This is a genomic window from Vibrio sp. 1288 (genome assembly GCF_033344475.1).
This window is the reverse complement of sequence record NZ_JAWPOX010001189.1, coordinates 1-506: the sequence shown is the minus strand read 5'-3', so window position 1 is coordinate 506 and position 506 is coordinate 1. Positions and strand designations below refer to the sequence as shown.

The following is a 506-nucleotide window of genomic DNA, read 5'->3' as shown; positions in this document are numbered from 1 at the left end:
CAATGTATACGTAGGTGTCGTTAAAAAATGTAATAACTATTATTAGAAGAGCTTATGTCAAACCAACATCAATATTTCGGTCACCCTCGTGGCTTGTTCTTATTGTTCGGCACTGAACTCTGGGAACGCTTTTCCTACTACGCAATGCGTGCCATTCTAGTACTCTACTTAACTGATACCACAATGAATGGTGGTTTGGGCTGGTCAACGAAAGACGCGCTCGACCTTTATGGCATTTACACCGGCCTTGTTTACATTACCCCATTGATTGGTGGTTACCTTGCCGATAACTACCTTGGCCAACGCCGCTCAATTTTGCTTGGTGGTGCATTAATGGCTATCGGCCAGTTCACACTGGCACTTCCGGCTGACGCACTAGGCTTCGGAGCACTTCACACTTTCTATTTAGGTCTTGCTCTGCTTATTTGTGGTAACGGTCTATTCAAGCCAAATATCTCTACCATGGTTGGCGACCTATACAATGAAGGTGATAATCGTCGTGATGG

Annotated in this window: 1 protein-coding gene; it reads left to right on the top strand. The window is 44.9% G+C overall.

The window, feature by feature from the left end; genetic code table 11:
* Positions 1-54 precede the first annotated feature (54 nt).
* Positions 55-506: oligopeptide:H+ symporter (locus R8O11_RS31600; RefSeq protein WP_318195433.1), on the top strand; the 452-nt coding region annotated here is incomplete at its 3' end.